This is a genomic window from Methylobacterium guangdongense, assembly GCF_038442355.1.
GTDB lineage: Bacteria > Pseudomonadota > Alphaproteobacteria > Rhizobiales > Beijerinckiaceae > Methylobacterium > Methylobacterium guangdongense.
In genome coordinates this window covers 35,533-59,321 of the sequence record NZ_JBBXMX010000017.1, presented here as the reverse complement: position 1 = coordinate 59,321, position 23,789 = coordinate 35,533, and the positions used below count along the sequence as shown (strand labels likewise).

Genomic DNA, 23,789 nt, shown 5'->3' with positions numbered 1-23,789 from the left:
ACTCCGTAAAGCTCGTAGATGTAAGCAGCCCCGGTCTTGGAGACTTGACCGTGAATCGTTTTGTCAGAAATTCCCTATCGCTGAAAATTGCATTCGCCTTCGCCTTCATCGCCGCGAATTCGGTCGGTTATCTGTACTATATCTCCAAGCGCATGATAGCGATGGACACAACTTACAGCGCTTATCTCGAGAACGATGCCACGGCCGCTACAATGGCGGCACGCCTTGGACGCACCGTCTATCAGATGAGCTACGTGGCCTTCCGAGCCCTCGGCGAGGCCGATCCGGATGAGTCGGACCGGATCGGCGCCGCCTTCGAGCCGCTCCCGGCCGAGGCCGGCAAGCTGATCGACGGCGTACGCCGGAACGCCCCGGCGGCGTTCCACGACCGGACCGAGCGGATCGCGGCGCTGCTCGACACCTACGCCAAGCTCACCGGCGAGATGTGCGCCATGGTCAAGAAGGGCATGAGCGCCCAGGCCCTGACCCTGGCGCACAAGAAGGTGGATCCTGTCCAGAAGACGCTGTTCACCGAGATCGACGCCTTCGCGGAGGATCTGGCCGCGGCGATCCAGAACGGCGCCGGGACGCTCGACGCGGACACCCGGACGATGCTGGTCTGGGTGATCGGCTCCTCGGCGGCCGGCATCGCAGTCAGCATCCTGGTCGGCCTGCTGCTTGTCAATCTCGGCGTCACGCGCCCCCTCGGCCGCTTGACGGTCGCCCTGGAGGGCATGGCGGCCGGGAAGCTGGAGACCGAAATATTGGAGGCGCGGCGCACGGACGAGATCGGCGCCATCGGCAAGGCCGTGGAGGGCATCAAGGCCCTGGTCTCCCGCAACGCGGCCGAGCAGGCGGACGCCAAGCGTCTGATCGACGAAGCCGCCGCCGCCGATCGCAGCCGGACCTTGATGGCCTTCGCCGACGGCTTCGAGGGCACGGTCGGCCGGATCATCGGCCTCGTCTCCGCGTCGATCGCCACCCTGCAGGCGACCGCCCGGACCATGACCGACACCGCCGCGCGGACCGCCGACCGGTCTACCACCGTGGCGGCCGCCGCCGAGGAGGCCGCCACCAACGTCAACACGGTGGCGAGCGCCGCCGAGGAGCTGGGCTCCTCGGTGCTCGAGATCAGCCGGCAGGTCAGCGGCTCCGCCACGCTCGCGCAGAACGCCGTCTCGGAGGCCGACCGGACCGCCGCCCTGGTACAGGACCTCAGCGCCGCAGCCGGCAAGGTCGGCACCGTCGTCGAGCTGATCGCGGCTATCGCCGGCCAGACCAACCTGCTGGCGCTGAACGCCACCATCGAAGCCGCGCGCGCCGGCGAGGCAGGCCGCGGCTTCGCGGTCGTGGCCGGGGAGGTCAAGGGCCTCGCCGCCCAGGCGGCCCGGGCGACGGAGGAGATCACGGCGCAGATCGGCCGCATCCAGGGGGCGACCGGGCAGGCCGTCTCGCAGATCGCCACGATCACGGCGCGGATCCGCGAGATCGACGCGGTTGCGACCACGATCGCGGCCGCGGTGGAGCAGCAGGGGGCGGCGACACAGGAGATCGTGCGCAACGTCGCCCAGGCCGCCACCGGCACCAGCGAGGTCACCAGCAACATGGTGGGCGTGGCCGAGGCCTCGGAGGCGACCGGTGCGGCGGCCGGCCAGGTCCTGGCCGCCACCGCCGCGCTGGCGCGTCAGTCGGAGGATCTCGGCGGCGAGGTCCGGCGCTTCCTCGCCACGATCCGCGCGGCGTGACAGCCCCGCCCGCCTGATGGCAGCCCTGCATCCGTCCCCCTGACGCCGTCGCCCCGCCCAGGCTAAACCCCGGCACCCGGCCGCCCGACCGGATCGCCCCGGAGACCGACGTGGGCCTCGTCTACGCGCTCGCCGCCTATCTGAGCTGGGGCCTCCTGGTCCCGGTCCACTTCCGGCTGCTCGGAGCCTACAGCCCGAACCACATCCTGGCCGAGCGTATCGTCTGGTCGAGCCTGTTCGCCGGCACGCTGGCACTGATCCTGGCGGCGCGCCACCGCCTCGTCCTGCCGCTGCCCCTGCGCCGCCGGCACGCCCTGCTTCTGCTCTCGGCCGCGATGATCGGCGTGAACTGGCTGCTCTATCTCTACGCGGTCAGCAGCGGGCATCTGCTCGACGCGAGCCTCGGCTACTACATCAACCCGCTGGTCAGCGTGGCGCTCGGGCGGGTGGTGCTCGGCGAGCGCCTGCGGCCGATGCAGGGCGCGGCCGTCGCCATCGCGGTCGCGGGCGTCGGGATCGCGGTGATCTGGGCCGGCGAGCTGCCGCTGATGTCCCTGTCGCTGGCCGTGAGCTTCGCGCTCTACGGGCTCATCCGGAAGATCGTCGGAGTCGACGCGCTGGTGGGCTTCCTGTCCGAGACGCTGCTGCTGCTGCCGCCGGCGCTCGTGTGGCTCGTTCTCACGCCCGAGCCGTTCCTGCCCGCCGAGCCCACGGGCCGCGCGCTCCTGATGCTCACCGGGCTGACCACCGCCCTGCCGCTGATCTGGTTCGCCGCCGCGGCGGTGCGGCTGCGCCTGACCACGCTGGGCCTGCTGCAATACGTCGCCCCGACCTGCCTGCTCGGCCTCAGCGTGCTGGCCTATGGCGAGCGCGTGGAGCCGCACCGGGCCCTGATGCTCGCCCTGATCTGGGTGGCGCTCGCCCTCTATACGGTCGATGCGCTCCGCGGCCGGCGCACCCTCGCGACCGCGCCGGTGCCGTCGGATCCGGACGCAATGCGTGTATAAGGCATACCGGTACGGGGCCACGGGGGCCGGATGAAGGATGATGCGCAGCCGATGAGCGAGAGTGAGGGCGGCGCACCGCGCGTCACGGACGCGGACTACCGGATCCTCGCCGAGACGCTGCCGCAGCTCGCCTGGATCGCCGAGGCCGACGGCACCATCATCTGGTACAACCAGCGCTGGTACGACTATACCGGCACGACCCTGGAGGAGATGCGCGGCTGGGGCTGGCGCACCGTCCACCATCCCGACCATGTCGCTGCGGTGACCGGGCGCTATCAGGCCGCCATCGCCCTCGGGACCTCCTGGGAGGACACGTTCCCGCTGCGGGGCCGGGACGGGGTCTACCGCTGGTTCCTGTCGAAGGCCCGCCCCCATTGCGACGAATCCGGGCGGGTCCTGCGCTGGTACGGGACCAACACCGACATCTCAGGCCGCCGCGCCATCGAGGAGCGCCTGCGCCATTCCGAGCAGCGCTTCCGCGCGCTGGTCGACGCCTCCGCGGCCGTGATCTGGAACACCAACGCGGCGGGCGAGCTGACCCCGCCGCAGGTCCGCTGGAGCATCTACACGGGCCAGACCGAGGAGGCCTACCAGGGCTGGGGTTGGCTCGACGCGGTCCATCCCGACGATCGGGCGCAGGCCGCCGATGCCTGGGCGGCCTGCGTGGAGGCGCGCAAGACCTACGAGATCGAGTATCGCCTGCGCCGCCGCGACGGCGCCTGGCGCGCCATGGAGGTGCGCGGCGTGCCGGTGCTGGCCGAGGACGGCTCCCTGCGGGAATGGGTCGGCACCTGCGTCGACGTCACCGAGCGCAAGGAGGCCGAGGAGGCGGTGGACCGGGCGCGCCAGGCCGCCGAGGCGGCCAACCGCGCCAAGAGCCAGTTCATCGCCAACATGAGCCACGAGCTGCGCACGCCTCTCTCGGCGGTGATCGGCTATTCCGAGATGCTCGGCGAGGAGCTGGAGGATATCGGCCAGGCCGCCCTCCTGCCGGACCTGCGCAAGATCGAGGCGGCGGCCCGCCACCTCCTGTCCCTGATCAACGACGTGCTCGACATCTCGAAGATCGAGGCCGGCCGCATGACCGCCTCGGCGGAGACCTTTGCCGTCCCCGACCTGCTGCAGGACGTGTCCGACGCCACCGGCTCCCTGGTGGAGAAGAAGGGCAACCGCTTCGTCCTCGACGCGGACGGGGCGGATCTCGGGTCGATGCATCAGGACCAGACCAAGATCCGCCAGTGCCTGCTGAACCTGATCGGCAACGCCGCCAAGTTCACCGAACAGGGCACCATCACCCTCACGGCGCGCCGCCACCGGGAGGAGGGGGCCGACTGGCTGTCCTTCGCCATCGCCGACACCGGCATCGGCATGAGCGCGGAGCAGATCGGGCGGCTGTTCGAGCGCTTCGTGCAGGCGGACGACTCGACCACCCGCCAGTTCGGCGGCACGGGCCTGGGGCTCGCCATCACCCGCGCCTTCTGCCGGACGATGGGCGGCGATATCGGCGTCACCAGCACGCCGGGGACGGGCTCGACCTTCACGATCCGCCTGCCGGCGACGCTCGTCCCCGAGGACACGCCCCCCGCCGAGGCCGAGGCCCACGCCGTGGAGCCGCACGAGGAGCACGAGACGGTGCTGCTGGTCGATGACGATCCGGCCGCCCGGGAATTGCTCCAGCGCTTTTTGGAGCGCGAGGGGTTCCACGTCCGCAGCGCCAACGACGGCCGCGCCGGGCTGACGCTCGCCCGGGCGCTCAAGCCCCGGGCGATCCTGCTCGACGTCGAGATGCCGCGCATGGACGGTTGGGCGGTGCTGCACGCGGTGCGCAACGACCCCGACCTCGCCGGGACGCCGGTGATCATGACCTCGGTGGTGGCCGAGCAGGGCCTCGGCCAGGCGCTCGGCGCCACCGACTATTTCGTGAAGCCGATCGACTGGGACCGGCTCAAGGGCATGATGGAGCGCTACCGGCCTGCGGCGCCGAACGAGGCCCGTATCCTCGTGGTGGATGACGACGCGGATGCCCGCGAGCGCCTGCGCCGCTCGCTCGGCCGCGAGGGCTGGATCGTCGACGAGGCCGAGAACGGCCGGATCGCCCTGGAGCGGGTGAACGAAGCGCGGCCGAGCCTGATCCTCCTCGATCTGATGATGCCCGAGATGGACGGGTTTGGCTTCCTGCGGGCCCTGCGTGCGCGGCCCGACGGCGACGTGCCGGTGGTGGTGCTCACCGCCAAGGAGATCACCCACGCCGAGAAGGAGAGCCTGACCCGTCAGGCCGACCGGGTGATCGCCAAGGGCTCGATGAGCCTCGCGGAGATCGGCCGGCAACTGCGGGTGCTCTACGCGCGTTCGGCGAGCGAGCCGGTGCCGGGACAACTCCAGGGCCTGATCGCGCGGCTCGCCGAGCAAGAGACGGGGGACAGGCCATGAGCGACGATACGATCGATCCCGACAAGGCGGTGGCGATCCGCCTGCGGGCGCGTCTGGCGGTCGTCGAGCGCGCGGCGTGGTTCGGCATGGTCCACGCCATGAAGACGCGCCCTGAAGAGACCGAGGCCTACATCGCCTCCGAGCGGGCCCGCTGCACGGACGGGTTCGGCAGCGGCGCCTGGGCCAAGGATCTCACCGACGTGGAGCGGACGATGCTGGCCGAGGAGGTCGATGCCGGGCTGGCGCAGCTGATCGCGGATGCGCGCGGCGAGGTGTGAGCCTTCGCTTTCGCGGACAGAGCGCGGCGATCCGTTTGCCGTGAGCCTGCGGGCAGCGACAGGGTGATGCCGGCGCGATCGCGCGTTGGCGGCCTGACGCCGCCGTGGGCGGCGCCAGGATCGTCACTCAGCGATGGCAGAAGCCGCGTGGGCCGCGATAGAGGCTGGGCGGGCAGCCACGGGGCGCTCCGGTCATCGCGCGGCGGATCGCACCGCGCGGCCCGCGATTCAGGCGGCAGCCACCATACGGACCGCGATGCGCCCCGAAGCCGCAACCGCCGCGGACGAGCACGACCGCGGCCTCTCCGCCGGAGAGCGGCGTCACGGGCATCGCCTGGGCTCCGCCGGCAAACAGCGCGATCGACGCCGTGATGATCAGGCCGGTGAGTCTCATGAGGGTTCCTCCGGTTTGAACCAGGTCGCGACCCGGCGCTGACCAAGCCGCGCCACGGCCTTCGGCCGCGGCCGGAAACACCCGTCTCCCCACATCGTTCCGCAAGCGACCGCCCCGTCTGCCGATCAGGGGCCGAACCGGTCGATCCAGGCCGGCGGCAGGCCCGTCCAGGCCAGGGGCGGCGCAGCGACGTGGCCCGGCAGGCTCCGGGCCGAGAACACCCCCCGCGCCACGGCCCGCGCCAGCACCCGCGCGGCGGCATCGCCCAGGCGCGCCATCGCCACCACCGGATCGGGCAGCGGCACCGCGCCGGTGGCCGCGGCGAAGACCAGATCGCCGTCGAGGGGCGTATGGGCCGGCACGAGGGCGCGGGCGAGGCCGTCCTGGGCCGCCACCGCGAGGCGGCGGCACTGGGCCTTGGTCAGCGCCGCATCGGTCGCCACCACGGCGAGCGTCGTGGCGGCGCCCGGTAGCGCCCGGGCCGGGAAGGCGAGGGCGTCGGCCGGGATCCGGGCCGGTGAGCCCAGGCCGCCGAACTCGTTCCCTTCCTCGAAGGGCGCGGCCCAGAAATGCGGCCCGTCGCCGATCGTCGCGTTGCCGAAGGCGTTCACCGCCACCAGCGCCCCGACCCGGAACCCCGCGCCCGCCACCAGCGCGGAGGCCGAGCCGATCCCGCCCTTCAGGCGCCCGGTGCGCGCGCCGGTCCCGGCCCCCACGGAACCCAGCTCGAAATCCGTGGCCGCCGCCGCTGCGGCCTCAAAACCCAGTTCGCGATAGGGCGGGTAGCGGCCCCAATCCTTGTCGCCGCCGTTGAGCAGATCGAACAGGATCGCCCCGGGCACGATCGGCACCCGCATCCCGCCGACGGGGAAGCCGCGCCCGGCCTCGGCGAGCCACGCCGTCACGCCGGCCGCCGCGTCGAGCCCGAAGGCCGAGCCCCCTGACAGCACCAGGGCGTCGATCCGCTCCACGGTGCGTTCCGGATCGAGCAGGTCGGTCTCCCGGGTCCCCGGCCCGCCGCCCCGCACGTCCACGGAGGCGACCGCAGGGTCATCGAACAGGATCGCGGTGACGCCGCTGGCGATCCGCAGGTCGCGCGCGTGGCCGACCCGCAGCCCGGGAATATCCGTGATGCAATTCCGCAGCATCGGCGGAGCTTGCCACGCCGGGCGATCGTCGCAAATCCCTACAGGCGCCACGCACCGCCCGACCGGGTTCTCCGGTCGGGCGGGCGGCAGACCGGATCGAGGAGCACGCCATGGACGTCGGATTCATCGGAATGGGGCGGATGGGCCGGGCCATGGCCGCCAGCCTCGCGCGGGCTGGTCACACGGTCCGCGCCTGGAACCGCTCGTTGGAGGCCGCGAAGGGCATCGCGGGCGTGACCCCCGTGGGGAGCGCCGCGGAGGCGTTTGCGGGCGAGGCCGTCATCACCATGCTGGCCGACGACGCGGCCCTCGAAGCCGTGATCGTGGCCGGCGGCCTGCTCGACCGGCCGGAGCGCCCGGGCGTGCATATCGGCATGAGCACGATCTCGGTGGCGCTCGCCAAGCAGCTCGCCGCGGTGCACGACCGGGCTGGTGTCCCCTACATTTCGGCGCCGGTCTTCGGCCGGCCCGACGTGGCCGAGGCGGGCAAGCTCAACATCGTGGCGGCCGGCGCGGCCGACCAGATCGACCGCGCCGGCCCGCTGCTCGACGCCATGGGCGCCAAGACTTGGCGGTTCGGCGAGGACCCGGTGCGGGCGAACGCCGTCAAGCTCGCCGGCAACTTCATGCTGATCTCGGCCATCGAGGCCATGGCGGAGGCCTGCAGCCTGACCGAGGGCCACGGGGTGCCGGGCGCCGATTTCCTCGACCTGATGACCAACACCCTGTTCGCCTCGCCGGTCTACAAGGGCTACGGCGCCTCGATCGCCCAGAACCGCTACGAGCCGCCGGGCTTCGTCCTCAAGCTCGGCGCCAAGGATGTGCGGCTCGCCCTCCAGGCCGCCGAGGGCGCAGGCGTCCCGATGCCCTTCGCCAGCGTCCTGCGCGACGGCCTGATCGAGGCGATCAGCCACGGAGACGGCGAGAAGGACCTCGCCGCACTCGCCCGGGTTTCCGCACGCCGTGCAGGGCAGGGTTGAACCGGGGAACGATGTTTCACCCAGAATACGAAATTTAAGACTCCATTCAATTAAACGTTACAGTGTCCGCGCGTCTTTAAGCGCGGATACCAGCACATGCTTCGCCGACTCGTCTCGCTACGCGCGATGTCCCTGTCCACGAAGGTAATCCTCTTGGCGATGCTCGCGGTGTCCCTCACCGCGGGCGCCATCTCGATCACCGTCTCGCGGCAGACGTGGTCGCAGATGGAAGATCGCCAGCGCGCCAACGGCGAGCGCAACCTGCGGACGCTCGCCCTGGTCCTGGCCGAGCGGCTGCCGGGCGCGACCACGGAACTCGCCGACACCCGGGTCACCAAGGTCGCCACGCCGAGCCTCTCGGGCTTCGCGGATACGACCGTGGTGGACAAAGCCGTCGCGTATACCGGCGGCACGGCGACGGTCTTCAGCTTCGAACCCGCGACCGACAGCTTCGTGCGCCGCCAGACGACGGTGCGCCGGGAGGACGGCGCCCGCGCGGTCGGCACCGCGCTCGCCCCCGACAGCCCGGCCCAGGCCGCCGTGCGCGCCGGCAAGACCTACGAGGGGCCGGCCATGCTGTTCGGCCGCCGATACTACACGGTCTATCAGCCGACCTTCGACACGGCCGGCACGGTGAACGGCATCCTGTTCGTCGGCCTGCCGATCGAGATGTATTTCGACGCCCACGCGCAGACCATGACGAGCCTCGGCATCGCGGCCCTGGTCATCGCGGCGCTGGCCTGCGCCCTGGTGGGCTTCGCGGCGGCCCGCCTGTTCCGCCCCTTCGCGGCGATCGCGACCCGGATCGAAGGGTTGGCGGCCGGCGATCTGGAATCGCCGATCCCCCATGCCGGGCGCGGCGACGAGATCGGCGCGGTGGCTCGGTCGGTGGAGGTGCTGCGCGGGACCGGCCTGCGGACGCGGGAACTCGAAGGCCTGCAGAGCGCCGGTGCCGCCGACGAGGCGCGGCGGCGCGCCACGCTGGACCGCGCCATCGAGGCGTTCCGCGGTCAGGTGGTCGTGCTGAAGGGAGCGCTCACCGCCAGCACCGGCTCGATGCGCGACCGGGCCGGCGAGATGGCGGCCAGCTCCGCCGAGGCCGAGGGCGCGGTGGCCGAGACCGAGCGGGGCTCGCACGAGACCTCGGCCAGCGTCCAGACCGTGGCGAGCGCGGCCGAGGAACTCTCGGCCTCGATCAGCGAGATTGGCGGGCAGTTGAACCAGGCCGAGGCGCTGGTGGCCACCGCGAGCGCCGATTCGGACGCGATGAACGCCGAGATCGGCGGCCTCGCCGAGGCCACCGGCCGGATCGGCGCCGTGGTCGGCCTGATCCGCCAGATCGCCGAGCAGACCAACCTGCTGGCGCTCAACGCCACGATCGAAGCGGCCCGCGCGGGAACGGCCGGCCGGGGCTTCGCGGTGGTGGCGTCCGAGGTCAAGGCGCTCGCCGAGCAGACCGCCAAGGCCACCCAGGAGATCTCGGGCCAGATCGCCGGCGTCCAGAATTCCACCGCGGCCACCGTGGCGGCGATCGGCCGGATGGGCGAGCGGATGCGCGCGGTCAGCATGACCACGGGCGGCATCGCGGCCTCGGTGAGCGCCCAGAGCGCGGCCACCGCCGAGATCTCCCGCAACGTCGCCGAGACGGCCGGCGCCACGGAGGCGATCGCCAGCGGCCTCTCCACGGTGGCGGGTGCCGCCCGGCGCTCCGCCCGGATGGCCGCCACCGTCACCGAGGCGGCTCAGACCGTGGATACGGTCGCGGCCGAGCTGGAGGGCGAGATCGAGCGCTTCCTGGCGCAGGTCGCGGCCTGAGGCGCAACGTCGATTGAGGGCAGGCGCAAGCTAATTCGCGGATCTCCCCCCCCCTTTGCGGGAGAGGGGGGACGCGCTGAGCTGGACCATTCCATAGCGGCGACCGGACGTAAGGGTTGGGGGCGCACACGCAGAGCGGTCCATCGCACCCTTCGAAAAAGCCCCCGCCCGCGGTTCAGAGCCCGAACCGGGCGAAGGCCGCGCGCTCCGCGAACGCCGCCATCGCGCCCTCGGCAAGGTCGGCCCCAGCACCGATCCCGCCCGGCGCGCCGCCCCGGCGCAGCAGGCGGGACAGGAACCCGCCCCGGGCCTCGGCGACGAGCCGGAGATCGACCTTCTCGCCGAACCGGGCCCGCATCACCGTGCGGACGTCGCCCAGCGCATCGACGAGGCCGAGCGGCAGCGCCTGCCGGCCGGTCCAGACCGCGCCGGTGAACAGGTTCTCGCCCTGCGACAGGGTCGGGCGCCGCGCCGTCACCAAGCTTGTGAACAGGTCCTGCACGTCGGCCTGGATGCGCTTGAGCCGCTCCACGTCGGCCGGGTCCTCCGGGCGGAACGGGTCGAGCATCGACTTCGCCTCGCCCTGGGTGTGCACCCGCCGCTCGACGCCGAGCTTCTCCAAGAGGCCGTGGAAGCCGAACCCCGCCGAGACCACGCCGATCGAGCCGACGATCGAGGTCGGATCGGCGACGATCTCGTCGGCCGCGCAGGCGATCATGTAGCCGCCCGAGGCCGCGACATCCTCCACGAAGGCGATCACCGGCAGACCCTTCTCCTCGGCCAGCGCCCGGATCCGGCGGTGGATCAGGTGCGACTGCGCGGGCGAGCCCCCCGGCGAGTTGATCACGAGGGCCACCGCCTTGACCCCCGGCATCCCGAAGGCCCGCTCCAGGCTGCCCGCCACGCCGCCGATCGAGAGACCTGGGCGGAGCGGCGAGACCGCCCCGATGGTCCCTGAGAGCCGGACCACGGCGACCCGCGGACGGCGGTCCCGGAAGCGGCGCGGCAGGAGGGCGCGGAGGGACTCGGACAACGCAAACGCCATGGGGATCTTACGCGGCTCGGCTGGGAATCGGGGCGGGAACGGCCCGGATCGGTCTACCGGAAACTGGGCGTTCCTTAACCCCAAGCAAGGGTGGTGCGTCTGCGCAGTCCCGTGGATCGAACCGTTCGCCGACCTTGGCCGTTCTTCGCGGTGGCGCGCGTCGCGCCGACCCGGATCCGCAGGCTCATCCGGGCACCAACACGGGAGAGAGACGATGCGACCCTGGCCTATCCTGGTCCTCCTGGCCGCGCTGATCGGCGGTCTGGCGGGCGCGCCCGCCCGCGCGGCGCCCCTTCCGGTCCCGGCGACCGCCGAGGCCGCAGCGCCCGCCCCGGTTGTGCAGCTCGCGCGCTGGCACTACCGGCGCCACTGGCACCGGCACCATCACTGGCGGCGCCACTGGCATCACCGCCGTCACCACTGGCACCGGCGCCACCATTGGCATCGGCACTACGGGCACCGCCGCCACTATGGATACCGCCATCACGGCTACCGGCACCACGCTGTCCGCGGCCGCGCGCTGGGCCACCGTCACCTGACGTTCTACTGAGCCGAGCGACCCGCGGCCCGGCCTTTTCCGGCCGGGCCGCGGGCCTGCCGGCGCGCTTGCGAACGGCCTCGGAAAACCTTATTTAACCGTCTGATATCACTGCTCTTCCGAGAGGCCGTTCCGGCGCGTCGTGCGCCACCCGGGAGCGGCCGAGAGCATCGCCTCTCCGGGCATCAGAACGGAAACCGACTTGGCCGAGAACGATCCGACTGGCGCAGCCCCGCCCGCCAGCGACATCCGCCCCGTCTCCATCACCGACGAGATGCGCCGCTCCTACCTCGATTACGCGATGAGCGTGATCGTGAGCCGGGCGCTTCCCGACGCGCGCGACGGGCTCAAGCCGGTGCACCGGCGCATCCTCTACTCCGCCTTCGAATCCGGGCATCTGCCCGAGCGGAAATACGTCAAGTCGGCGCGCATCGTCGGCGACGTGATCGGTCTCTACCACCCGCACGGCGACCAATCGATCTACGACGCCCTCGTGCGGATGGCGCAGGACTTCTCCATGCGCCTGATGCTCATCGACGGGCAGGGCAATTTCGGCTCGGTGGATGGCGATCCGCCGGCCGCCATGCGGTACACCGAATCGCGCCTCGCCAAGCCCGCGACCGCGCTGCTCACCGACATCGACAAGAACACCGTCGACTTCCAGCCGAACTACGACGAATCGCGCGAGGAGCCGACCGTCCTGCCGGCCCGCTTCCCGAACCTGCTGGTCAACGGTGCCGGCGGCATCGCGGTCGGCATGGCCACGAATATCCCGCCGCACAATCTCGGCGAGCTGATCGACGCCTGCGTGGCGCTGATCGACGAGCCGGGGCTGACCATCGAACAGCTGACCGAGATCGTGCCCGGCCCGGATTTTCCGACCGGCGGCATGATCCTCGGCCGGGCCGGCACCCGGCAGGCCTACGCGACGGGGCGCGGCTCGGTGATCATGCGCGCGAAGTCGCATGTCGAGGAGCTGCGCAAGGAGCGCGAGGCGCTGATCTTCACCGAGATCCCCTATCAGGTGAACAAGGCGACGCTGGTCGAGAAGATCGCCGAGCTGGTGAAGGAGAAGCGCGTCGAGGGCATCTCGGACCTGCGCGACGAATCCGACCGGACGGGCATGCGCATCGTCGTCGAGATCAAGCGCGACGCCATGGCCGACGTGGTGCTGAACCAGCTGTACCGGTTCACGCCGCTGCAGAGCTCCTTCGGCTGCAACATGGTGGCGCTGAACGGCGGCCGCCCCGAGCTGATGAACCTGAAGGACCTGCTCGAGGCCTTCGTCGATTTCCGCGAGGAGGTCGTCTCCCGCCGGACCAAGTTCCTCCTCGGCAAGGCCCGCGAGCGGGCGCACGTCTTGTGCGGCCTCGCCATCGCGGTCGCCAACATCGACGAGGTGATCCGCCTGATCCGCACCTCGCCGGATCCGAATACGGCCCGCGAGGCCCTGATGGCCCGCGACTGGCCGGCCCACGACATCGCGCCGCTGATCGCCCTGGTGGACGACCCGCGCCACCGGGTCGCCGAGGACGGCACCTACCGCCTGTCCGAGACCCAGGCCCGCGCCATCCTCGACCTGCGCCTGCAGCGCCTCACGGCTCTGGGCCGCGACGAGGTGGGCGACGAGTTGAAGACGCTCGCCGACGAGATCGCCGACTATCTCGACATCCTGCGCTCGCGGGTGCGCATCCAGACCATCGTGAAGCAGGAGCTGATCGAGGTCCGCGAGCAATTCGCCACCCCGCGCCGGACCGAGATCGTCGACTTCGACGGCAGCGTCGAGGACGAGGACCTGATCGCCCGCGAGGACATGGTGGTGACCGTGTCGCATGCCGGCTACGTGAAGCGCGTGCCGCTCTCGACCTACCGGGCCCAGCGCCGCGGCGGCAAGGGCCGCTCCGGCATGGCGACCCGCGACGAGGATTTCGTCACCCGCCTGTTCGTGGCCAACACCCACACGCCGGTGCTGTTCTTCTCCAGCCAGGGCCAGGCCTACAAGGAGAAGGTCTGGCGCCTGCCGATGGCCGCCCCGAACGCCCGCGGCAAGGCGCTGGTCAACATCCTGCAATTGCAGGACACCTCCGAGCGCATCACCACGATCATGCCGCTGCCGGAGGACGAAGCCTCCTGGGAAACGCTCGACGTGATGTTCGCGACCGCCTCCGGCAATGTCCGGCGCAACAAGCTGTCGGACTTCACCACGGTGAACCGCAACGGCAAGATCGCCATGAAGCTCGATCCGGGCGACCACATCGTCCATGTCGAGATCTGCCGGCCGGACCAGAACGTGCTGCTGACCACGGCACTCGGCCAGTGCATCCGCTTCCCCGTCGAGGACGTGCGCGTCTTCAAGGGCCGCGACTCGACCGGCGTGCGCGGCATCCTGCTCGGCAAGGACGACAAGGTCATCTCGATGACCATCCTCAATGCCTTCGACGCCACCGCGGAGGAGCGCGCCGGCTACCTGAAGATGCGCCGCGCCGTGACCGGCGAGGCCGAGGAGGGCGCCGAGGTGGAGGCCGAGGACGGCGCCGAGGCGGCGGCGATCTCGCTCGACCGCTACAACGAGATGGGGGCGGCTGAGCAATACGTGCTGACCCTGTCGGAGCGGGGCTACGGCAAGCGCTCCTCGTCCTTCGAGTACCGGACCTCGGGACGCGGCGGAAAGGGCATCACGGCGATGCGGGTCAACGCCCGCAACGGCAGCCTCGTGGCCTCCTTCCCGGTCGAGGCCTCGGACCAGATCATGCTGGTCACCGACGGCGGCCAGCTGATCCGGGTGCCGGTGGACGACATCCGCATCGTCGGCCGCGCCTCGCAGGGCGTGACGGTGTTCAACACCGCCAAGGACGAGAAGGTCGTCTCGGTGGAGCATATCGAGGGCGAGGACGAGGCCGCCGCCGAGGGTGGCGTGGAAGGCGGCCCGGAGGGCGGCGAGGAGGCGTAAGGCGGCGCCGCTGCGCGGCGTCTCCTGCGCTGGGTCCCGGGTCGCATTCCGCTTTCGCTTCATGCGCCCGGGAAAAGGGTCGCGTTTCATTCTGAACCGCTCCCTTTCCCGGACAGGTGGAGCGGCAGCGGAACCTGATCCGGGACCCAGCGCACAGACCGCCGCGCCAGCGGCTCACCATGACCCCGCTTCCGTCCCAGGTTCCGTCCGGCGCGAAAATGCTCTAGGTCGGGTCGCGATGACCCGCACTGCCCTCTACGCCGGCTCGTTCGATCCGGTCACGAACGGCCATCTCGACGTGGTCCGCCAAGCCTGCCGGCTGGTGGACTGCCTCGTGATCGCCATCGGCGTCCATCCCGGCAAGGCGCCGCTGTTCTCCGCCGAGGAGCGGGCGGCGCTCCTCACCGAGACCTGCGGGCCGGTGGCGGCTGAGGAGGGGGCGTCCCTGGAGATCGTCACCTTCGACGACCTCGCGGTCTCGGCCGCCCGGCGCTGCGGCGCCGCGATCTTCATCCGCGGCCTGCGCGACGGCACCGATCTCGACTACGAGATGCAGCTCGCCGGCATGAACGGCGCCATGGCGCCGGAGGTGCAGACCGTGTTCCTGCCCGCCTCGATCCAGGCGCGCCCGATCACCGCGACGCTGGTGCGCCAGATCGCCGGCATGGGCGGGGATGTCTCGCCCTTCGTGCCGGCCGCCGTCGCCGCGCGCCTCCGGCAGCGCTTCGCCGCCAACAGCTGATACCTGAAAGGACTCCGATGAACCGACGCCACGCCCTCCTCGCGCTCGCCCTCACGCTCGGCACCGTCAATGCGGCCCAGGCCGCCGACGCCAACACGGTCTATCTCCAGACCAAGGATGGCCGGATCACCATCGAGCTGCGGCCGGACCTGGCGCCCAAGCACGTCAAGCAGATCAGGACGCTGGTCTCCCAGGGCTTCTACAACGGGCTGAAATTCCACCGGGTCATCGACGGCTTCATGGCGCAGACCGGCGACCCGAAGGGCAATGGCACCGGCGGTTCCAGCCTGCCGAACATCCCGGCCGAGTTCTCGCAGTCGGCCCAGTTTCGCCGCGGGACGGTCGGCATGGCCCGCTCGCAGGATCCGAACTCGGCCAACTCCCAGTTCTTCATCTGCCTCGCCGATGCGCCGAACCTGAACGGCCAATACACGATCGTGGGCAACGTCACCGACGGGCTCGACGTGCTGGACAAGATCAAGAAGGCCGCCCCCGGCGCGCCGGGCGGCAGCGTTCAGGACCCGGACAAGATCGTCAGCATGACGCTGGCCGAGAAGGCCAAGTAGCGGCCGCATGCCGGGCTGGCGCGCCGTCGCGATCCTTCTCGTGGTCATGGGCCCGGCCACCGCCGCGCCCTACGAGGGGAGCCCCTTCTACGGCTACGCCTTCGAGCCCGGCGGCGGTTACCCGCTGAGCCTGCCGCAGACCCTGCGGGCCACGATCGCGGTGCCGGTGTCCCGCATGGCGACGCGGCCGGCCGACACCCTGGCCGAGCTCTACCCGGCGCTCGCCGCCTGCTGGCAGGTGCCGGCGGGGCTCGGCCGCCCGAACGCAGGGGCCGACGCCATCGAGATCACCACGCGCTTCGCCCTCCGGCGCGACGGCAGCCTGATCGGCCCGCCGCGCATCACCTACGCGGCGGGCGTCGCGGGCGACCGGCGCGGGACCCTCGTGCGTGGCACGCTCGATGCCCTGGCACGCTGCACCCCGGCCCACATCACGACGGGCCTCGGCCGGGCGATCGCGGGCCGCCCGGTGGCGCTGCGCTTCGTCTACCGCCCGCCGGCCTGAGCGCCGGCGACCCCGTTCGGGCGCTGGCCGGATCCGGCGCGCGCCCCTATTTTCCCCCCAACTGGAAGGACTAAACACATGGCCGACAACGAAACCATCGTGCTGGAGACCACCAAGGGCCGCGTCGTGATCGCGCTGCGCCCCGACCTCGCCCCGGGCCACGTGGAGCGCATCAAGACGCTGGCCGCGCAGGGCTTCTACGACGGCGTGCCGTTCCACCGGGTGATCGACGGGTTCATGGCCCAGACCGGCGACCCGACCGGCACCGGCTCGGGCGGCTCCGACCTGCCGGACCTGAAGGCCGAGTTCAACGCCGAGCCGCACGTGCGCGGCACCTGCTCGATGGCGCGGACCAACTTCCCGCACTCGGCGAACTCGCAGTTCTTCATCTGCTTCGACGACGCCCGCTTCCTCGACAAGCAGTACACGGTGTGGGGCAAGGTCGTGGAAGGCATGGATGTCGTCGACACGATCAACAAGGGCGAGCCGCCACGCTCCCCGGACAAGATCGTGAAGGCGACCGTCGCGGCGGCCTGATCGTCCGTTTGCCCGCGCGCCTCGCGAGGCGCGCGGGTCTTCGGCTATCCAGAGATCTGCGATGGCGATGAAGCAGGCATTCAAGAGTGACGCCTTCGCGTCGATTCACGCGACCGCTGCGGCCCTCCACGAAGCCGTAATCACCGATCGAGCTACGATGCGCTGGTCCAACGACGCGTGCCTCAAGGCGCCACCCGCGATCGAGCCGGCCCAGATCAAGCAGCTTCGCGAAAGCCTCAATATCAGCCAGCCGGTTTTCGCCCGGTCCCTCAACACCAGCGAGAGCACGATCGAGAAGTGGGAGACGGGCGCAAAGTAGCCCAGCGGCATGGCGCTCAAGCTCCTGACGATCGTCCGGAAGCACGGACTTCAGATCCTGATCTGAGACCCGAGCACGTTCGCCGCCGCCAGATCCTCCGGCGTGTTGATGTTGAGGAACGGATCCATCGGCTCCACCGGCCAGGACGCCACCGCGGCCCCGTGGCGGGCGATGAAGGCGCCGACGCGCCGCTCGCCGCGTTCGAGATGATCCCGAAGCGCATCGCGCAGGGCCGTCGGCCAGAGCGCGATCGTGAAGTGCTGCCGCTCCCCCGAGGCCGCGAGGGCAATGCCGGTCTCCGACGCGACAGCAAGGAGCCGCGCCACCAGATCAGCAGGCAGGAAGGGGGCATCGCCCGACACGCTGACGACCCGCGCGACGCCGTGAGCCGCGGCATACTCCAGCCCAGCCAGGATACCGGCGAGCGGTCCCGGCTGACCCGGCAGCGGATCCGGCAGGATCGGCCCCGGAAATCCGGCGAACCGCGCCGGGTCGCCGTTGGCGCTGAGCGCCAGTCCCGCCCCGCATTGCGGCCCGAGCCGTTCGACCACCCGCTCCATTAGGGTCCGACCGCCAAGCCTCAACAGCGGCTTGTCGCCCCCGCCCATCCGCCGCGCCTGCCCGCCGGCCAGGATCAGGCCGAGGACGGGCGACGGCAGGCTCACTCGAACACGATCTTCGGCGCCGTCCGCCCGGCCGGCGCGCCCGACAGGTTCGCCCAGAGCTGGGCGGCGATGTCGCGGTAGACCTTGGCGTGCGGCCCGTCCGGATCGGTCGCGACCACCGGCCGGCCGGAATCCGAGGTCTCGCGGATCGTCATGTTCAGCGGCACCTCGCCGAGGAACGGCACGCCGAGGCGCTGCGCCTCGTTCCGCGCGCCGCCATGGCCGAAGATGTGCGAGGCGTGGCCGCAATTCGGGCAGACGAAGGTCGCCATGTTCTCGATCACGCCGAGGATCGGCACCGCGACCTTCTTGAACATGGTCACGCCGCGTCGCGCGTCGATCAGCGCGAGGTCCTGCGGGGTCGAGACGATCACGGCGCCGGAGAGCGGCGTCGCCTGCGCCATGGTGAGCTGCGCGTCGCCGGTGCCGGGCGGCATGTCGACCAGCAGCACGTCGAGTTCGCCCCAGAGCACGTCGCGCAGCATCTGGGTGATGGCCGATTGCACCATCGGGCCGCGCCAGATCATCGCCGTCTCGGGCTCGATCAGGAAGCCGATCGACATCACCTTGAGACCGTAGCCGACCATCGGCTCCATGGCCTTGTTGTCGACGACGTTGGGCTTGCCCGAGAGGCCGAACAGCTTCGGTACGGACGGGCCGTAGATGTCGGCGTCGAGGAGGCCGACCTTCAGCCCCTGCGCCTGGAGGGCGAGCGCGAGGTTGCAGGCGGTGGTCGACTTGCCGACGCCGCCCTTGCCGGAGGCGACCGCCACGATGTGGCGCACGCCGGCGATCTGCGGACCCTGGTTCGGCGGCGCGCCGGGTCGGGGCGGGGCGACCGGCGGCGGGCTCACGGGCCGGGGGGCGGCGCTGCTCTGGGCTGGATGGCTCTGGTTCCGCTCGGAGGTGAGGCTCGCGAACACACCCGAGACGCCCGACATCTGGAGGACACGGCCCTCGGCCTGGCGCCGCACCGGCTCGAACCGCTCGGCCTCGCTGGGATCGACCAGGATCGAGAACATCACCCGGTTGTTCGGGTCGACGACGACCTGAGAGAGCCGCCCCGAGCCGGGCAGGGTGGTGCCGGCGGCATCGACGGTGACGTCGGCCAGCGCCTTCAGCACATCGTCGCGGGTGATCGCCAAAATCGTTCTCCACCGGGGCAAGCAGGTATACCCGTGCATGTAACCAAGCCTGCCCAGAACACCAGACCCGAACCGCAACTCACGTCGGAGGCGGTTGGCAAACGAGGCGACAGCCGCTGGAAATGGCCGGCCGATGGCCGTACATTCGGCTTCACGATGGGAGCGCCAATGGCGAACGCGGAACGATCGGATGGTGGGCGGACGCCCAGACGCCGCGGCGAACGGCTTGAGACTCGCATCACGGCCGAACAGAAGGCGCTGATCACGCGCGCCGCCGCGCTCGAAGGGCGCAGTCTTACCGATTTTGTCCTGACCAGCGTTCAGGATGCCGCCAAGCGCACGATCGCCGAACACGCGATGATCGAGCTGAGTGCGCGGGATTCTCGTGCCTTCGTAGAAGCCTTGCTCCAGCCCCGCGAACCGAGCCGGCGAATGCGGGAGCGGGTCGCCGCTTTCAAGACGCGGATGGGTGACAGCGGGCCGTGAGCGGCACGGCGAAGCCGGTCATCACCGTCCTCGACCCGGCGCAGCACGAGCGATCCTGCTTCTCCTGCGGCGTCGAGGCGCTGGACCGCTACCTCCGTGTGCAGGCCGGACAGGACGCGCGCCGCCATGTGGCGGCGCCTTACGTTTTGTTAAAGCCACCGTCGCCTGCGGTGATCGGCTTCTACACGCTCTCGAACACTGCAATCCAGGCGGCCGATCTGCCGGCAGCCCTCGTCAAGAAGCTGCCGCGCTATCCCGTGCTGCCCGCAACGCTGCTCGGTCGGTTGGCGGTCGATGAAGGGCGGCGCGGTGAGGGTTTCGGTACGTTGCTCCTCCTCGACGCGCTGCGGCGTTGCCTCAGAAGTGAGACGGCCTCTCTGGCGGTGATCGTCGATGCGAAGGACGCCGCCGCAGTCCGGTTCTACGAGCGGCACGAGTTCATGCGCTTGCCCGATCTGTCGAATCGGCTGTTCAAGCCGATGGCTGAGATCGAGGCGCTGTTCGCACGGACAGGTTCTTAGCGGACCGATTGCTACTGCGCAGGCGGCTTCGCGATCAGATTGCATTCCTCCATCGGCCCGCGCACGACGGTCCCGTCGCCGCGCCGGTACATGCCGTGGCGGACGTGCCGGCAGCCGAGGGGACCGCGCAGCCGCTCGACGCGCTCGATATGGACGCTGCCGGTGCGCCGATCGGAAAAGTCGTGGCCGCCGATGCGCACGCCGGGGCCGAACCGGACCTCGGCTCTCGCCGACAGGATCGAGAGGGTGAGCGCACCCAAGGCCAGCAGCATCCCTGCACGGCGCCTCGCCCACGACTGCGTCACACGAACCTCCGTCTCTGCACGCGCAAGCTGAACCAACGGGGGATTGATCCGTTGTCGGGGCACCCTTCCGGCGGGGAGCCCTCCGGGGCGCATCCGCGCCCCGCGGGACTCACCGCCGGGACCGACGATCAGGAGACCAGATTCATGCATCAGGGCAACCACCGCGACCACGAGGGCGCGAAGAAGCTGTTCGAGCTCATCAAGGACGTGAAGATCGCCATGATGACCACCGTCGATTCCGACGGGACGCTCAACAGCCGCCCGATGTGGAACAACGACGCCGACGAGAACGGCGACCTGTGGTTCTTCACCAAGCTGCACTCGCCCAAGACGGCCGAGATCAGCAAGGACAACCAGATCAACCTCGCCTATTCCGACCCGTCGAGCCAGACCTACGTTTCGGTGGCCGGCAAGGCCGAGATCGTCCGCGACCAGTCGATCATCGACGCCAAGTGGAATGAGAGCCTGAAGACCTGGTTCCCCAACGGCAAGAACGATCCCGAGGTCGCGCTGATCCGCGTCCATCCGGAAAAGGGCGAGTACTGGGACAGCCCGAACAGCACGATGCTGCACCTCTACGGCTACGTGAAGGCCTCGCTCACCGGCGAGAGCCCGAAGACCGAGACCAAGAAGGTCGATCTGGGCTGAGCCTCCGGTTTCAGGTCCCGGCGTTTCCGCGGGCGGTCTCCATCGGGGGCCGCCCGTCTCCTTGACGGGGCCGGGCCCGGCATGCGCTCTGCGTCACCAAGGCGCGGCAGGGGCCCTCAAGCATGCTCGATCTGGCCAAGCGGGTCTACGATCACAGCTTCCGCATCGATCCGGTCGTGCGGTCGCTGCTCGACACGGATTTCTACAAGCTCCTGATGGCGCAATCGATCTTGCGCCGGCACCCGGACATCCGCGCCACCTTCGGCATCACCAACCGGACGCACCGGATCCGGATCGCCGACGAGGTCGATGCCGAACTCCTGCGCGAGCAGCTCGACCATGCCCGGACGCTGCGCCTCAGCAAGGGCGAGGTCACGTGGCTGCGCGGCAACGTCTTCCGCGGCCAGGGGCGGATCCTCGGGCCGGAATTCGTGAGCTGGTTCGAGAACTTCCGGCTCCCCGAATACGAGCTCGCCGTCCATGACGGTCAGTACGAGCTGACCTTCCACGGCCCCTGGGTCGAGACCACGATGTGGGAGGTACCGGCGCTCGCCATCCTCAACGAGCTGCGGGCGCGGGCCGTGCTGCGCGGCATGGGCAAGCTCGAGCTCCAGGTGCTCTACGCCCGGGCCATGACCCGGGTCTGGGAGAAGATCCAGCGGCTGCAGAAGCTGCCCGACCTGTCGGTGGCGGATTTCGGCACCCGGCGTCGCCACGGTTTCCTCTGGCAGGATTGGTGCGTGCAGGCGATGGCCGAGGGGCTGGACGGGGCGTTCCTCGGCACCTCGAACTGCCTGATCGCCGCCCGGCAGGAGGTCGAGCCCGTGGGCACCAACGCCCACGAATTGCCGATGGTCTACGCGGCGCTCGCCGAGGACGATGCCGCGCTGGCCGAGGCACCCTATGCGGTGCTGTCCGACTGGCAGGAGGATTACGGCGGCAACCTGCTGGTGATCCTGCCCGACACCTATGGCACCACCGGCTTCCTGGCGAAGGCCCCAGCCTGGGTCAGCGACTGGACCGGCATCCGCATCGACTCGAAGGACCCGATCGAGGGCGGCGAGGAGGCGATCCGGTTCTGGCAGGAGCGCGGGCGCGACCCGCGGGACAAGCTCGCGATCTTCTCCGACGGGCTCGATATCGACGAGATCGAGCGCATCCACGCCCGATTCCACGGGCGGATGCGCATCGGCTACGGCTGGGGCACGCTGCTCACCAACGACTTCCGCGGCCTCATGCCGGGCGGCAAGCTCGATCCGGTCTCGATCGTCTGCAAGGTCACGGAGGCGAACGGGCGGCCGACCGTGAAGCTCTCCGACAATCCCACCAAGGCGCAGGGGCCGGCCGAGGAGGTCGCCCGTTATCGGCGGGTGTTCGCCGTGGGCGACCAGGAGGCGCTACCCGTGGTGGTGTGAAGGTCGGTGTCAGACCCGCTGCGGTGAAACACGCGGGCTGACGGCTGCCGATTGAATACATTATCATGTTCGGCAATCGGAGCCGCCCACGCGCGGCCCGGTCCGGGAGAACGCCATGTCGATGAATCGCCGCTCGCTGATCGGGGCCGCTGGGCTCGCCTTGACGACGCCCGCCCTGCAGGCCGGACACGCCGCCGAAGCCGCCAAGCCCGCCGCCAAGGCGCCCCCGCCGCCGGTCACCAAGATCCTGGCGCAGTGGATCCTGGGATCCTCCTACGACGCCCTGCCGGAGGCGGTCCGCCGCGAGGGCGTGCGCAGCTTCCTGAACTGGGTCGGCGTGGCGATCGGCGGCTCGCATCACGAGACCGTGGACGTGGCGGTCTCGGCCCTGCAGCCCTTCTCGGGGCCGCCGCAGGCCGGGCTGTTCGGCCGGACCGAGCGGTTCGACATCATGAACGCCGCCTTCATCAACGGCGTGTCGAGCCACATCTTCGATTTCGACGACACCCACCTGAAGACGATCATCCACCCGGCGGGCCCGGTGGCCTCGGCGATCTTGGCCTATGCCGGGATGAAGCCGATCTCCGGCAAGGATTTCCTCGACGCCCTGGTGGTGGGGATCGAGACCGAATGCCGGATCGGCAACGCGGTCTATCCGAACCACTATGATGCCGGCTGGCACATCACCGGCACCGCGGGCGTGTTCGGATCGGCCGCCGCAGCGGGCAAGCTGATGGGGCTCACCGAGCAGCAGATGGTCTACGCGCTCGGCCTCGCGGCCTCCCAGCCGGTGGGCCTGCGGGAATCGTTCGGCTCGATGAACAAGAGTTTCAACCCGGGCCGGGCCGCCGCCAACGGCCTATTCGCCGCGATCCTGGCCGCCAAGGGCTTCACCTCGTCGGACGGGATGATCGAGGCCAAGCGCGGCTGGGCCAACACGATCTCCACCAAGCAGGACTGGTCGCAGATCACCGACGGCCTCGGCACCCGCTACGAGGCACAGCTCAACACCTACAAGCCCTTCGCCTGCGGGATCGTCATGCATCCGACGATCGACGCCGCGATCCAGATCCGCGACGAGGATCACGTCAAGCCGGAGGACATCAAGCGCGTCGACCTCAAGGTTCATCCGCTGGTGCTGGAACTGACCGGCAAGACCGCGCCCAAGACCGGGCTGGAGGGCAAGTTCAGCATCTACCACGCCGCCGCGGTGGCCTTCGTCGAAGGGGCGGGCGGCGAGAAGCAGTTCAGCGACCGGGCGGTGAACGACCCGCGCGTGGTGGCGCTGCGCCAGAAGGTGATGCCGGTGGTCACCCCGGGCATCGACCCCGCACAGGTCGACATGACCGTGACGCTGAACGACGGCCGGACCTTCCACCGCCACATCGAGCACGCCATCGGCAGCGTCGAGAAGCCGATGTCCGACAAGCAGTTGGAGGCGAAGTTCGCCGACCTCGCCGCGGGCGTGCTGCCGGACGCGCAGGCCAAGCGGGTGATGCAGCTGTGCTGGTCGCTGCCGGAGTTGAAGGATGCGGGCGAGGTGATGCGGGCCGGCGTGCAGGGGGCATAGCCAAGCCGCATCGCGCGGGATCGTTTTCCCCTCCC

At 70.3% G+C, this 23,789-nt stretch carries 23 protein-coding genes and 1 pseudogene; 18 read left to right on the top strand and 6 right to left on the bottom strand.

The features are described 5' to 3' along the window. Positions 1 to 212: 212 nt before the first annotated feature. The 4 genes from AAHG09_RS24635 (at position 213) to AAHG09_RS24620 (ending at position 5,460) form a co-directional block, all read left to right on the top strand. Positions 213 to 1,745, top strand: a complete 1,533-nt coding sequence (locus AAHG09_RS24635) for a methyl-accepting chemotaxis protein (protein ID WP_342110150.1) — start codon at positions 213 to 215, stop codon at positions 1,743 to 1,745. Positions 1,746 to 1,855: 110 nt separating this feature from the next. After that, entirely contained in the window at positions 1,856 to 2,752 is an 897-nt protein-coding gene (gene rarD, locus AAHG09_RS24630; RefSeq protein WP_342110149.1) for an EamA family transporter RarD, read from the top strand. A gap of 51 nt (positions 2,753 to 2,803) precedes the next feature. Further along, the gene (locus AAHG09_RS24625) at positions 2,804 to 5,182 is read left to right on the top strand and encodes a response regulator (protein WP_342110148.1); all 2,379 of its coding nucleotides are present in this window, start codon (positions 2,804 to 2,806) and stop codon (positions 5,180 to 5,182) included. Beyond that, entirely contained in the window at positions 5,179 to 5,460 is a 282-nt protein-coding gene (locus AAHG09_RS24620; RefSeq protein ID WP_342110147.1) for a hypothetical protein, read from the top strand. The genes AAHG09_RS24625 and AAHG09_RS24620 overlap by 4 nt, the downstream gene beginning before the upstream one ends. Before the next feature lie 127 nt (positions 5,461 to 5,587). Here the strand turns inward: AAHG09_RS24620 and AAHG09_RS24615 are convergent, their stop codons facing one another. Both AAHG09_RS24615 and AAHG09_RS24610 read right to left on the bottom strand, forming a co-directional pair. Then, positions 5,588 to 5,854: a GCG_CRPN prefix-to-repeats domain-containing protein gene (locus AAHG09_RS24615; protein WP_342110146.1), complete on the bottom strand. Its 267-nt coding sequence runs from the start codon at positions 5,852 to 5,854 to the stop codon at positions 5,588 to 5,590. A 125-nt stretch (positions 5,855 to 5,979) separates the two neighbouring features. Beyond that, positions 5,980 to 7,002 carry a P1 family peptidase gene (locus AAHG09_RS24610; RefSeq protein ID WP_342110145.1) on the bottom strand — a complete coding sequence of 341 codons (1,023 nt, stop codon included), beginning with the start codon at positions 7,000 to 7,002 and terminating at the stop codon, positions 5,980 to 5,982. A gap of 110 nt (positions 7,003 to 7,112) precedes the next feature. Between AAHG09_RS24610 and AAHG09_RS24605 the strand changes: the two genes are divergently transcribed. Then, on the top strand, positions 7,113 to 7,982 hold the full coding sequence (locus AAHG09_RS24605; RefSeq protein WP_342110144.1) for an NAD(P)-dependent oxidoreductase: 870 nt from the start codon (positions 7,113 to 7,115) through the stop codon (positions 7,980 to 7,982). Positions 7,983 to 8,078: 96 nt separating this feature from the next. Continuing rightward, a complete protein-coding gene (locus AAHG09_RS24600; RefSeq protein ID WP_342110143.1) occupies positions 8,079 to 9,797 on the top strand; it encodes a methyl-accepting chemotaxis protein in 1,719 nt (572 codons plus the stop codon). A gap of 175 nt (positions 9,798 to 9,972) precedes the next feature. Here the strand turns inward: AAHG09_RS24600 and AAHG09_RS24595 are convergent, their stop codons facing one another. Beyond that, positions 9,973 to 10,842, bottom strand: coding sequence for a S49 family peptidase (locus tag AAHG09_RS24595; RefSeq protein WP_342110142.1), 870 nt, complete (start codon positions 10,840 to 10,842; stop codon positions 9,973 to 9,975). A 214-nt stretch (positions 10,843 to 11,056) separates the two neighbouring features. Here AAHG09_RS24595 and AAHG09_RS24590 point away from each other — a divergent pair, with 214 nt between their 5' ends. The 7 genes and pseudogenes from AAHG09_RS24590 to AAHG09_RS24560 all read left to right on the top strand — a co-directional run bounded on the left by AAHG09_RS24590 (position 11,057) and on the right by AAHG09_RS24560 (position 17,065). Further along, positions 11,057 to 11,392, top strand: a complete 336-nt coding sequence (locus AAHG09_RS24590; protein ID WP_342110141.1) for a hypothetical protein — start codon at positions 11,057 to 11,059, stop codon at positions 11,390 to 11,392. A 190-nt stretch (positions 11,393 to 11,582) separates the two neighbouring features. After that, on the top strand, positions 11,583 to 14,330 hold the full coding sequence (gene gyrA, locus AAHG09_RS24585; RefSeq protein ID WP_342110140.1) for a DNA gyrase subunit A: 2,748 nt from the start codon (positions 11,583 to 11,585) through the stop codon (positions 14,328 to 14,330). 238 nt (positions 14,331 to 14,568) lie between these two features. Continuing rightward, on the top strand, positions 14,569 to 15,072 hold the full coding sequence (gene coaD, locus AAHG09_RS24580) for a pantetheine-phosphate adenylyltransferase (RefSeq protein WP_342110139.1): 504 nt from the start codon (positions 14,569 to 14,571) through the stop codon (positions 15,070 to 15,072). A 17-nt stretch (positions 15,073 to 15,089) separates the two neighbouring features. Then, a complete protein-coding gene (locus tag AAHG09_RS24575) occupies positions 15,090 to 15,638 on the top strand; it encodes a peptidylprolyl isomerase (protein ID WP_342110138.1) in 549 nt (182 codons plus the stop codon). A gap of 7 nt (positions 15,639 to 15,645) precedes the next feature. Continuing rightward, positions 15,646 to 16,143, top strand: a complete 498-nt coding sequence (locus AAHG09_RS24570; protein WP_342110137.1) for a hypothetical protein — start codon at positions 15,646 to 15,648, stop codon at positions 16,141 to 16,143. Between the two features lie 78 nt (positions 16,144 to 16,221). Then, a complete protein-coding gene (locus tag AAHG09_RS24565) occupies positions 16,222 to 16,680 on the top strand; it encodes a peptidylprolyl isomerase (RefSeq protein WP_010686120.1) in 459 nt (152 codons plus the stop codon). A 61-nt stretch (positions 16,681 to 16,741) separates the two neighbouring features. After that, positions 16,742 to 17,065: pseudogene (locus tag AAHG09_RS24560) on the top strand (helix-turn-helix domain-containing protein). On the opposite strand, the gene mobA reads toward AAHG09_RS24560, so the two are convergent. Both mobA and apbC read right to left on the bottom strand, forming a co-directional pair. Then, entirely contained in the window at positions 17,050 to 17,664 is a 615-nt protein-coding gene (gene mobA, locus AAHG09_RS24555; RefSeq protein WP_342110136.1) for a molybdenum cofactor guanylyltransferase MobA, read from the bottom strand. The pseudogene AAHG09_RS24560 and the gene mobA overlap by 16 nt on opposite strands. Continuing rightward, a complete protein-coding gene (gene apbC / locus AAHG09_RS24550; RefSeq protein WP_342110135.1) occupies positions 17,661 to 18,809 on the bottom strand; it encodes an iron-sulfur cluster carrier protein ApbC in 1,149 nt (382 codons plus the stop codon). Before apbC ends, mobA begins: the two co-directional genes overlap by 4 nt. A 168-nt stretch (positions 18,810 to 18,977) precedes the next feature. Between apbC and AAHG09_RS24545 the strand changes: the two genes are divergently transcribed. Then, entirely contained in the window at positions 18,978 to 19,295 is a 318-nt protein-coding gene (locus tag AAHG09_RS24545) for a type II toxin-antitoxin system TacA family antitoxin (protein ID WP_342110134.1), read from the top strand. Beyond that, entirely contained in the window at positions 19,292 to 19,816 is a 525-nt protein-coding gene (locus tag AAHG09_RS24540) for a GNAT family N-acetyltransferase (protein WP_342110133.1), read from the top strand. Before AAHG09_RS24545 ends, AAHG09_RS24540 begins: the two co-directional genes overlap by 4 nt. An 11-nt stretch (positions 19,817 to 19,827) precedes the next feature. Here AAHG09_RS24540 and AAHG09_RS24535 read toward each other — a convergent pair whose 3' ends face one another. After that, the gene (locus tag AAHG09_RS24535) at positions 19,828 to 20,088 is read right to left on the bottom strand and encodes a hypothetical protein (protein ID WP_342110132.1); all 261 of its coding nucleotides are present in this window, start codon (positions 20,086 to 20,088) and stop codon (positions 19,828 to 19,830) included. A 177-nt stretch (positions 20,089 to 20,265) separates the two neighbouring features. Here AAHG09_RS24535 and AAHG09_RS24530 point away from each other — a divergent pair, with 177 nt between their 5' ends. The 3 genes from AAHG09_RS24530 (at position 20,266) to AAHG09_RS24520 (ending at position 23,754) form a co-directional block, all read left to right on the top strand. Then, positions 20,266 to 20,769 carry a pyridoxamine 5'-phosphate oxidase family protein gene (locus AAHG09_RS24530; protein WP_342110131.1) on the top strand — a complete coding sequence of 168 codons (504 nt, stop codon included), beginning with the start codon at positions 20,266 to 20,268 and terminating at the stop codon, positions 20,767 to 20,769. 122 nt (positions 20,770 to 20,891) lie between these two features. Beyond that, the gene (gene pncB, locus AAHG09_RS24525; protein ID WP_342110130.1) at positions 20,892 to 22,184 is read left to right on the top strand and encodes a nicotinate phosphoribosyltransferase; all 1,293 of its coding nucleotides are present in this window, start codon (positions 20,892 to 20,894) and stop codon (positions 22,182 to 22,184) included. Positions 22,185 to 22,299: 115 nt separating this feature from the next. Then, complete coding sequence (locus tag AAHG09_RS24520) at positions 22,300 to 23,754, top strand: MmgE/PrpD family protein (RefSeq protein WP_342110129.1); 1,455 nt, start codon at positions 22,300 to 22,302, stop codon at positions 23,752 to 23,754. Positions 23,755 to 23,789 lie beyond the last annotated feature (35 nt).

Coding starts and splice junctions, on each gene's coding strand:
- AAHG09_RS24635 (WP_342110150.1), top strand. CDS start 213: ATGGCGGCACGCCTTGGACGCACCGTCTATCAGATGAGCTACGTGGCC.
- AAHG09_RS24625 (WP_342110148.1), top strand. CDS start 2,804: ATGAGCGAGAGTGAGGGCGGCGCACCGCGCGTCACGGACGCGGACTAC.
- AAHG09_RS24620 (WP_342110147.1), top strand. CDS start 5,179: ATGAGCGACGATACGATCGATCCCGACAAGGCGGTGGCGATCCGCCTG.
- AAHG09_RS24615 (WP_342110146.1), bottom strand. CDS start 5,854: ATGAGACTCACCGGCCTGATCATCACGGCGTCGATCGCGCTGTTTGCC.
- AAHG09_RS24610 (WP_342110145.1), bottom strand. CDS start 7,002: ATGCTGCGGAATTGCATCACGGATATTCCCGGGCTGCGGGTCGGCCAC.
- AAHG09_RS24605 (WP_342110144.1), top strand. CDS start 7,113: ATGGACGTCGGATTCATCGGAATGGGGCGGATGGGCCGGGCCATGGCC.
- AAHG09_RS24600 (WP_342110143.1), top strand. CDS start 8,079: ATGCTTCGCCGACTCGTCTCGCTACGCGCGATGTCCCTGTCCACGAAG.
- AAHG09_RS24595 (WP_342110142.1), bottom strand. CDS start 10,842: ATGGCGTTTGCGTTGTCCGAGTCCCTCCGCGCCCTCCTGCCGCGCCGC.
- AAHG09_RS24590 (WP_342110141.1), top strand. CDS start 11,057: ATGCGACCCTGGCCTATCCTGGTCCTCCTGGCCGCGCTGATCGGCGGT.
- coaD (WP_342110139.1), top strand. CDS start 14,569: ATGACCCGCACTGCCCTCTACGCCGGCTCGTTCGATCCGGTCACGAAC.
- AAHG09_RS24575 (WP_342110138.1), top strand. CDS start 15,090: ATGAACCGACGCCACGCCCTCCTCGCGCTCGCCCTCACGCTCGGCACC.
- AAHG09_RS24570 (WP_342110137.1), top strand. CDS start 15,646: ATGCCGGGCTGGCGCGCCGTCGCGATCCTTCTCGTGGTCATGGGCCCG.
- AAHG09_RS24565 (WP_010686120.1), top strand. CDS start 16,222: ATGGCCGACAACGAAACCATCGTGCTGGAGACCACCAAGGGCCGCGTC.
- AAHG09_RS24545 (WP_342110134.1), top strand. CDS start 18,978: ATGGCGAACGCGGAACGATCGGATGGTGGGCGGACGCCCAGACGCCGC.
- AAHG09_RS24535 (WP_342110132.1), bottom strand. CDS start 20,088: ATGCTGCTGGCCTTGGGTGCGCTCACCCTCTCGATCCTGTCGGCGAGA.
- AAHG09_RS24530 (WP_342110131.1), top strand. CDS start 20,266: ATGCATCAGGGCAACCACCGCGACCACGAGGGCGCGAAGAAGCTGTTC.
- pncB (WP_342110130.1), top strand. CDS start 20,892: ATGCTCGATCTGGCCAAGCGGGTCTACGATCACAGCTTCCGCATCGAT.
- AAHG09_RS24520 (WP_342110129.1), top strand. CDS start 22,300: ATGTCGATGAATCGCCGCTCGCTGATCGGGGCCGCTGGGCTCGCCTTG.